Source organism: Secundilactobacillus sp. MJ173, assembly GCF_059704265.1.
The window spans coordinates 1-1,354 of the sequence record NZ_BAAKGN010000016.1; the positions used below are offsets into that span (position 1 = coordinate 1).

The 1,354-nt window shown below is 37.1% G+C and carries 1 protein-coding gene; it reads right to left on the reverse strand.

Annotated elements, in window-relative coordinates:
• Positions 1 to 677 (reverse strand): RNA-guided endonuclease InsQ/TnpB family protein (locus tag AC6H04_RS02310; RefSeq protein WP_497570167.1); only part of this gene is annotated, 677 nt, incomplete at its 3' end.
• Between the last annotated feature and the right edge of the window lie 677 nt (positions 678 to 1,354).

Genomic DNA, 1,354 nt, shown 5'->3' on the forward strand with positions numbered 1-1,354 from the left:
AGCCGTCGCAGACGTTTTCTGATGCGTCTTATCCAACTACTTTTATTCTGGTTGTGATACAAAGTGCCATTGTTTAAAATGGCAAACTCTTTTAAACCAAGGTCAATGCCAATGGACTCACCGGTCAGTTCTAACTTTGGCAGTTCGGCCTGTTCCACCAAACAGGTCAGGTAATACCGACCAGCTTTGAATTTGATCCGACCTTGTTTGATAACAAAGTGTTCTGAGTCTGTCGGAATGTAGCCAAACTCTTTCAAACGTACCCAGCCAAGCTTCGGCAACTTAATTCGGTGACGCTGACAGGGAATGATTTGCGTTTTACCGTTTTTAACAAAGTAGTAACTACCCTGACCGCGTTTAAACGAGCGCCAATGTGGGAAACCGCTCAATTTCTTAAAAAAGCGTTTCATAGCCGTATCAGCATCGATAAAGGCTTGTTTAACCGATTTGGCATATAATTCCTTGATCCACATATCATCAGGATTGGCTTCAAGATATTCATGGTTAAACCACTTACTGAACTCATAAGCGCCCATGTAGTGATAACCTTGTTCATAACGCTGCCGGTTGATATCCAAAAACAGGTTATAGGCCCAACGACTGCCACCAATATGACAATCAATCTGCCAGGCTTGTTTTTCAGTCGGCTTAATTTCGACTTTATAGGTGAGTAACATCAGGGGTTCCGCCTTATTGAATTTAATCACCAAGGTGAGGTGTCCCTCATATTATACGGGATGGCTTTAGCCCAAAAATCCTTTTAATGAAATTCATATAAATCACTGCTTATAAGCTATCAGCTGATATGGAAATTTTAACGCCTAACTTTAACCTTGTGATATCTTTTACCAGACTTATAAGACTACAGAATAGGATATAAGCACCACTTTACAAAGATTGATATCTTTTTACAGCAAAACAGTTACTGTTCATTCCTCCTATTACACTCACTATTCATTCGTTATGATAGACGTCTTAGGTACTAGGTACAGGAAAACTTACTTCACCCATAAACCAACGTCTGAATCAGATTCTCCCAGTAGTAACCTTCCTAAATCTCAACAAATCCCCCCTACAAAAACAGTAACTTTTAGTTGTTAGAATATTAAGTTAGCGTTTTCATTTATAAAGTAATGGAATAAGTGCATATATTACCTTCTAATTATTCTATCCTACAATGATACGACTTTTCTGGATAAAAGAATGATTAGCAATTTTAAGCACACAGTCATCAAGAAAGAACAATTAATTCACGATAAATTATGCTATTTAGCCTTAATATCATAATTTTGTACTATTCTCCTATAGCTTTCTCATTTATTGTAAAACCAATATTAGATTTACAATCATTAAA